Source organism: Microvirga tunisiensis (assembly GCF_009296175.1).
GTDB classification, from domain to species: domain Bacteria; phylum Pseudomonadota; class Alphaproteobacteria; order Rhizobiales; family Beijerinckiaceae; genus Microvirga; species Microvirga tunisiensis.
The window spans coordinates 1-6,753 of the sequence record NZ_VOSK01000322.1 but is presented as its reverse complement, the minus strand read 5'-3'; the positions used below and the strand labels follow the sequence as shown (position 1 = coordinate 6,753).

At 58.5% G+C, this 6,753-nt stretch carries 10 protein-coding genes; 3 read left to right on the top strand and 7 right to left on the bottom strand.

All coding sequences use genetic code 11. The annotated features are described in order from the left end of the window. Positions 1 to 181, bottom strand: a 181-nt coding sequence (locus tag FS320_RS35340) for a helix-turn-helix domain-containing protein (protein WP_152716020.1), incomplete at its 3' end; no start/stop codon positions are given. Between the two features lie 59 nt (positions 182 to 240). Continuing rightward, on the bottom strand, positions 241 to 573 hold the full coding sequence (locus tag FS320_RS35335) for a hypothetical protein (protein WP_152717033.1): 333 nt from the start codon (positions 571 to 573) through the stop codon (positions 241 to 243). A 955-nt stretch (positions 574 to 1,528) separates the two neighbouring features. Between FS320_RS35335 and FS320_RS35330 the strand changes: the two genes are divergently transcribed. Both FS320_RS35330 and FS320_RS35325 read left to right on the top strand, forming a co-directional pair. Continuing rightward, entirely contained in the window at positions 1,529 to 1,798 is a 270-nt protein-coding gene (locus tag FS320_RS35330) for a hypothetical protein (protein WP_152717032.1), read from the top strand. A 141-nt stretch (positions 1,799 to 1,939) separates the two neighbouring features. Next, the gene (locus FS320_RS35325; RefSeq protein ID WP_152717031.1) at positions 1,940 to 2,212 is read left to right on the top strand and encodes an SWIB/MDM2 domain-containing protein; all 273 of its coding nucleotides are present in this window, start codon (positions 1,940 to 1,942) and stop codon (positions 2,210 to 2,212) included. Between the two features lie 83 nt (positions 2,213 to 2,295). On the opposite strand, the gene FS320_RS48810 is transcribed toward FS320_RS35325, so the two are convergent. The 3 genes from FS320_RS48810 to FS320_RS50420 form a co-directional block, all read right to left on the bottom strand. Continuing rightward, positions 2,296 to 2,742 (bottom strand): HU family DNA-binding protein, encoded by a 447-nt coding sequence (locus tag FS320_RS48810; RefSeq protein ID WP_338105619.1) that lies wholly within the window; start codon positions 2,740 to 2,742, stop codon positions 2,296 to 2,298. Between the two features lie 279 nt (positions 2,743 to 3,021). Further along, entirely contained in the window at positions 3,022 to 3,315 is a 294-nt protein-coding gene (locus tag FS320_RS35315) for a hypothetical protein (RefSeq protein ID WP_152717030.1), read from the bottom strand. Further along, positions 3,264 to 3,641 (bottom strand): SelT/SelW/SelH family protein, encoded by a 378-nt coding sequence (locus FS320_RS50420; RefSeq protein ID WP_162003448.1) that lies wholly within the window; start codon positions 3,639 to 3,641, stop codon positions 3,264 to 3,266. Before FS320_RS50420 ends, FS320_RS35315 begins: the two co-directional genes overlap by 52 nt. Positions 3,642 to 4,007: 366 nt before the next feature. Between FS320_RS50420 and FS320_RS35305 the strand changes: the two genes are divergently transcribed. Then, positions 4,008 to 4,154, top strand: a complete 147-nt coding sequence (locus tag FS320_RS35305; RefSeq protein WP_152717028.1) for a DUF1127 domain-containing protein — start codon at positions 4,008 to 4,010, stop codon at positions 4,152 to 4,154. A 497-nt stretch (positions 4,155 to 4,651) separates the two neighbouring features. Here the strand turns inward: FS320_RS35305 and FS320_RS51085 are convergent, their stop codons facing one another. Together FS320_RS51085 and FS320_RS35295 are read right to left on the bottom strand one after the other, a co-directional pair. Beyond that, positions 4,652 to 4,960 (bottom strand): GGDEF domain-containing protein, encoded by a 309-nt coding sequence (locus FS320_RS51085; protein WP_162003447.1) that lies wholly within the window; start codon positions 4,958 to 4,960, stop codon positions 4,652 to 4,654. Beyond that, positions 4,858 to 5,706 (bottom strand): GGDEF domain-containing protein, encoded by an 849-nt coding sequence (locus FS320_RS35295; RefSeq protein WP_162003446.1) that lies wholly within the window; start codon positions 5,704 to 5,706, stop codon positions 4,858 to 4,860. The genes FS320_RS51085 and FS320_RS35295 overlap by 103 nt, the downstream gene beginning before the upstream one ends. Positions 5,707 to 6,753 lie beyond the last annotated feature (1,047 nt).

Below are 6,753 nucleotides of genomic sequence, written 5' to 3'. Positions count from 1 at the left end.
GCTGGCCATCCTGGGCGAGGGTGGCGGCCCAGCGCGAAACACTGGCCCGGCTGGCCCCCAGCTGTCGGGCGATCTCGGCTTGGGAGAGCCGCCCCTGCCGCAACAGCCGCGCGGCCTCCAGACGGCGTTCCTCCATTTGCCCCGGCGTCAGATGCGCCGGCCGCCACACATTGCCATCCATCGCGCACCTCCTCACGAGGACCGACACCGCCCGATGTTACACCACCTTCGTGAAGATCATTAGGCGGCGTGCGGGGCGGGCGCAGCCAATCCTTCGGCCAGTTCCTCCACCAGGCGAAACACACGCAAGGCCGCGCTCGCCTCCGTGCGAAGGATCCCGAGGGAGTTTGCCATCCGGAGCGAGAGCAACGACAGGACTTTCGGCAGTGGCTCGCGGTGCATCCCGAGAATGAACAGCGTGTCTCTGATCCCAAGTGTCAGCAGTTCCCGCTCCTGGTCCGTCGCCATGATACCATCGGAAGCGACACTGCGACGAGCCAAGGCTGACTCAAGAGCATCAATAGCTCCAAGGATATTGATCGCTGCAGTCGTGGTGTCGTTGATCGTGAACATGTCTCTCCAATGATCGGTTGGGGAATCTGCTGGAACGTTCCTCCTGGAACTGTGAACCGATGAGGGTTCCTGGTGTGCGAGGACGGTGACGTCAGAATGACAGGCGAACATAGCGAATCTGAGCCCCCAACGTTGTGCTTTATCTGACTTGAACCGGGCAATGTGGCTCGGCAGTGGCTGAACAAAAGCGAGCATCGGGCGCGAGCGCCTGACATTTTCTTAGACAATTTGAGTTAGCCTTCCGGCTCTCTCAGAAAGTGATGACAGCATCATGAAATGGACCGCTCAGTTGCGACCCGAAGCATGACACAGATGCGCGAGCATCCCGCGATGAGGCTCAACTCAACTGGCGGACATTAATGGTCTGGAGGAAGCATGGTTCCGCGCTCATCGCGGCTTCGTCAGACCTAGGAACTGATTGGGAAAACGTGATCAACGTCTGGGTAATGCGCTCCACTCGAAGCATGCAATAAGAGCGACCGAGCATGCGCCAGGTCGCATTGCCGATTGGTCCTCAGAGTGGCTTTGGCGAACTTCCGTGGCCGCGATCTGAAGGTGTGAAACTCAACTTGAGCAAGACCTCGTAAACAGAATGCGGGTCGCACTCGTTCTTGCGGGCTGCGCATTGGTCAAACGACCGGATGTAGTCATCGCATTGTGAGGGTCTGACAGCCCGCGGCGCTTCCGAGCATCTGGAATAGGCCTGCTGCACGATTGCGGCGACATCGGATGGAATGGACGCGTCCTGCGGCAATGTCTCCGTGATCTTCTGGTGCGCGAGAATGATAGAGGCCGGGCCTCCGAGGATGGCGATCGCTATGAAGCCATGATGGATCTTTCGCATCGGCATACCTCGGACCTTTATGGTTATGGCGAAGTTAACCGATGCTTCCTGAAATGGAAGCATGTAACGTCATAGCGCAAGTGGTGACTTTCATCCTGAGGAAACGAACATATGGCTAAACGCCCGGAGCAAGACGACGAACGCCCGGAAACCAATGGGGTGGCCAGTACGCCGCATCTCGATAGGCTTGAGAAGCTGGCTAACGCGGCGGCCACTGCCGCACAGGCCAAGCAGTGGCGGGCGCGTAAGAATGGCCTACAGCAGCAAGACGAACCGTCAGAGGTGCGCAATCTCTCTCACAACGCAGAGGCAAGGGCACGGTTTGAAGAAGCGATGCGGCAGTTGATGGCGAAGCCGGTAGGCAAACGGCGCGGCCGATGACAATCTGATATCAACCGATGGGCCTCGATTTTGGCAGATCGGCGCCAGAGCGAGGTTAAGGAACTGTTAGACGTTTGATCGTCATGGTCCCGCCACCTTGCCGATGCAGATGGCAGACTAGCGTTAGAACGGAGTGTCACAATGTCAGAAGCCAAAGCCGCCAAGAAGCCTAATCCGGCGCTGATGAAGCCGCTGCAGCCTTCGAATGAACTGGCGGCTGTTGTGGGATCATCTCCCCTGCCTCGCACTGAGGTGGTGAGCAAGGTGTGGGACTACATCAAGGCTAACAATCTGCAGAATCCCGAGAACAAGCGGAAGATTCTGGCCGATGCAAAACTCCAGGCCGTCTTCGGCGGCAAGAGCAAGGTGAGCATGTTCGAGATGAACAAGCACTTCGCTCAGCATCTCTCTTGAGGCGAGCACGGAACAACAGGCCTGCCCCGCCAGAGTTCCGGCGAGGTGGGCGAGCACTCAGCCGTCCTGCCTACAGCTCCTCATTAGACTGCTTCCTTGAGTTCCTTGGCGGGCCGGAAGGCGATCTTCTTGGACGCTTTGATCTTGATCGGCTCGCCAGTCTGTGGGTTGCGGCCCATGCGGGCGGCGCGCTTGCGCACCTGTAGGATGCCAAGGCCGCTCAGGCGGATCTTGTCGCCCTTCTTCAGGCTCTTGGCGATGAGCTCGATCACCTGCGTGAGGATCTCGTTCGCCTGACGCCTCGGGAGCTCGTGCATCTCGGAGAGCGTGTCGGCGATGGTGCGCAGGGTGAGAATGCCATTCGACGCAGCGGCACCCTTCACCGGCTTCTTGGCAGCCTTGGCCGCGGTCTTTGCCGTCGTCTTGCCGGCTGCAGCCTTAGCAGGGGTCTTCGCCGCCGCCTTCTTGGCCGGAGCCTTGGTTGCTGTGGCCTTGCGGGCTGGGGCTTTCTTCGTTGCTGCTTTTGCCACTGGAAACTCCTCGTCAGCCGCCACCAGCTTGTCGCATAGTAGCATCGGCATCAAGCTCAGATGTGGATTTCAACTCCACAGGCTACCGTTTCCACAGCATTCATGGGCGCTACGGCCGCAAGGCGCTCGCTCGCTTGAGTTCAGTGACAGTTGATGGCGGCCCCGAGCGATGGGGATGCTGCCCTTAGGCCGCATCTCTGACTGCGCATCAGCCCGACCCGTCAGCTGCTTCCGGTACACCGGCCACAGGACCTCGATGGGGATGCTACCCCAGCGCGGCTAGCTCGGTGGAGCAGCACAAGCCATGATGAGGTCTTCGTACCGGGCGCGAGCTTTCTCACGCACCCTCTCCTGCCGTTCCGGCGGAATGCCAACCAGCCTGGTTCGGGCCACGGCCTGCGTGCCATTCTCCAGCCAAGTCCGAAAGAACACCTCCCGCGGGATTCCCTCCTTCTTGGCCAGGGCCGCGATCGACCGCACAATGAACCCAAGGGCTTGGTTGGTCGTCAGGAGCTCCGCTGTCAGGTCTTCCTGCTCCTCATGGGTCGTGGCTGTCTCCGGTTGTTCGTGCACATGCAGCTTCTCTCAATCTCCGGCGGAGAGCGAGCTTGATCATGCAGCATCATCGGCGCGCGAGGCGCGGGCTCGCGATAAAGGCGACCGAGGCTTCGTTCGGAATCCAACAAAGCGTGGACACGCTGTTTCAGGAGTTTGGCCTCTGGGAAGCCCCCACCGCACTTGCGATCCCAGATGATCTCGTCCTCATATGTGAATTTAACGATCCCGCCCGTCCCGGGAACAAGGGCCACTTTACCGAGATCGGTTCCAATGCTCGAGAGCAGTTCCTGGGCAAGCCACGCCGCGCGCAAAAGCCACCGGCACTGCGTGCTGCAGGAAATAGAGACTCAGAGACGGGTCATAGCCATGGCGAAAACCAAGAAGCTCCCGGAGGGATCCCTCTCAAAGGCTCCCCATAAGCTCTCATACTTCCGATCAGAACCCTCTGAACAGATCATGTGTGCTCACTGCCTTGCTCTCCTCCAGGGAAGGAGGAATGGGCAGCAAAATATCTTCCTCCAGATCGCACCGGCCATGGCTCATGAGCACTCCGATAAATGATTTATGACACCAGCATGCATCGTGAGCATGCCTGCCTCTGTTTTAGCATCTCTGCTCATTTGTGCATCGCACAGGTATGTCTGTTGCACTGCACACGCAGAGCCAACAGCCCCTTCCTTACTCCAGCGAACGGACAGGAGGTCCAGATGTTCGTATCCCAGATCCTTGCTCAGATCCGTGCCTACGTCCGCTATCATGCGACCGTCAACGAGTTGTCCAGGCTCTCCGATCGGGAACTCGATGACCTCGGCATCAGACGTTTCCAGATCGACAGCATCGCTCGACGCAGATAACGGTCTCACCTCTTGCCGCTCGGCAACGCGCTTCGACCCCTGCTCGACGGCGTGCGGCACAGACGAACGCCTCCTCCTCTCGTCCCGAGGAGAACACTGATGCGCCGGTTCTGATAGTCGTCTGCTCGCAAGCCATTGTGCAACTCGACTTTCAAGTATTCCGCCGCTCGAGCCGAGGACGACATCGTCGCAGTGGCGGGTTGCTGATCAGGATGGTTTCACGTTCGACGTCCTGATCAGCTTCGCCGCGACCGAAACCTGCCATTGCTCGCGGAGCCAAGGGAGACTTCAGGCTGGGTGTCGAACATCGCCAGCACCAGCGGTTGAACAATCTCGCGGCGAGTTCTCGTCGGCCGACCCGCTGACGCGAGCGAATCATTAAGCGACCCCAATCAGTGGGGCAGGCTCCGCACTGCCTCCCGGTCACGATCCGGTGGCAAATCTCGTCCGCTGTCTTGCCGACGACGCCGATCATGTCCGAGCCCGAGTTCAGACCTTCATGGCTTGGACAGAGAGGAATGATGTCGTGGCTCGCGCCCGAACCACCGATCGGGTGGGCCTCTGCACGGAACTGGTGAACGCGAGGATGCGGAGACAACCACGTTCCGACCTTGAGCCTTGGCTCCGTACAGAGCGGTGTCTGCATGGCGCAGCAGGCCTTTGACGGTTGACGTTGTGCCGGTCGCGCAACCAACGCTGACGGTCACACGCACACGCTGGCCGAGAACAATCTTCGCAACGGATTCAAACGAATGCCGGATTTGCCCGGCCGGTCTCCCAGCGTCTTCCCCGGAGAGAGGGACGATCGCGCTGAACTCCTCTCCCCCAAGCGGCCGTAGACACTGCCTGGAAGGTGGTCGGACAAGATCCCGCCGAAGATTTCCAACACATAATCACCCACCTCATGGCCATAGGTATCGTTGATCTGCTTGAAGTCGTCCAAATCGAACAGCAAACAACTGTTGGGCGCCTTGCGCTGCTGTGAAATCAGCGCTGCGCCATCTTCGAGAAAGGCCCTGCGGTTTGGGATCTTTGTCAGCGGATCGATCAAAGCTGCCCGCTTGTGTTGATACTGCAGTTGTTCTTTCGCCCTCGATAGAAAGACAAACGCTATCGCCGGCATGAATTTCGCAATTCCGATTGCCATCGCACCGGACCATGGTGGGAAAGGGCCGGCTGACCAAAATGACTGCGCGAGTGAGAATCCAAGCAGTCCTCGCAGGATGTTAAAGCCAACCAGTCCAATCAGGAGAATGGTGGCAGCGACGTGCGACGCCAGCCAATGGCGTGCATGCCACCAGAACTCCCAGGCTGACATCAGCGCGTAACCAGCGCCGATTGCAGATGTAAGGACCAATCTCATGGTTGGGCTGTTAGCAATGAAAGGGAATGCCACCCACCACAGGACCACGCCGACCAAGAGCGGTGGCAGATTTATCGGTCGCGCATTGATCGCCTGGCAGCCTCTGTAGAGGACACTATAGGCGGCGATCAAGCGACTGTTCGCAATAAGCAGGATGGCGAGGGTCGGAGCCCCCTGTGCAACCACCATGAGGCCCATGCCCACGAGGATGAGAAGGAACGCAAGTCCCCATCAGGCAAGGGCCTTGACCTGTCGATTAAACGCCCAGGCGAAGAAAAGCAGTGCCGTGACAATTGCCGTGTTCAGAACGAACACGGCACCGAGAGTTGGAAAGTCGAGCTGCATTGATCGTCCGAAGCAGTTGACCGAATGTCAAAGTAGTAATGCAGCATGGAAGCAAACTCAGGTGTGCATAAAGAAAGGGACCGCCGGGGGCAGTGGCCCCAGGCGCGGAGCGGAATAGCTCTGGTATAGGGAACACCCAGACGCTCCCTGATCGTCAAACAGGGTCGTTGTACGACCGGCTAGGCTTGCAAGATCTTGTTGAACAGGTAATCGATTACGTGACAGTTATGGCGCGATGGGTCCTGCTGACGTTTGGGTAAGAACAGGCCGCTGTGTCCAGAGAACGAAAACCCAGGGAGGAAAACGCTCACCAAGGGTGAGGCGCTACTCAGCAGCGCGGTGAGATCCACGGATGTCCAATGCGAACCGCGCGCTCATTCGACCTATGATCGCAGCGGTGCTAGCGTCCGGCCTATCACCTACCTCAACGGGCGGCTCGTAGTTGGTGATGAGGGAGTGCGCGTCAGGATGGAAGGTCGGCCATGACCTTCAGCAGAACAATACCCTCAGGCGCGACGCTCACCGAACGCGATGCTTCGAGGAGTAGGCGCTCGCCTGCTTCCATCTGGCGACATCAGCATGTGAATGGCTGGGAGAAGTATCGAAATCGACAAGGCGGCAACAACAATCAGGAAAAGAATGAACTCCACTGGAGGACTCACTACTGACAACGCGCGGAGAGACATCCGCATAGTCAGTACCGTGGATGAATATAGTTACCAAAGAATTAGCCGCGCTGACCTAGAGCGCGTTGACATTCAGGCTTTCGACGGACTCGCAAATCTGATTCAAGCTCCTTTTGGGCGCGGAGGCTTGGGTGAGCGGAGTTCGTCTGATGTTGAAAGATCACCAGTGGGATCGGATGGAGCCGCATTTGCCGGGCAAACGCAT

Bases quoted from the DNA above. Each gene is read 5' to 3' on its own strand.
- FS320_RS35325 (WP_152717031.1), top strand. From the start codon at position 1,940: ATGTCAGAAGCCAAAGCCGCCAAGAAGCCTAATCCGGCGCTGATGAAG.
- FS320_RS35295 (WP_162003446.1), bottom strand. From the start codon at position 5,706: ATGGTGGTTGCACAGGGGGCTCCGACCCTCGCCATCCTGCTTATTGCG.
- FS320_RS35335 (WP_152717033.1), bottom strand. From the start codon at position 573: ATGTTCACGATCAACGACACCACGACTGCAGCGATCAATATCCTTGGA.
- FS320_RS35330 (WP_152717032.1), top strand. From the start codon at position 1,529: ATGGCTAAACGCCCGGAGCAAGACGACGAACGCCCGGAAACCAATGGG.
- FS320_RS35305 (WP_152717028.1), top strand. From the start codon at position 4,008: ATGTTCGTATCCCAGATCCTTGCTCAGATCCGTGCCTACGTCCGCTAT.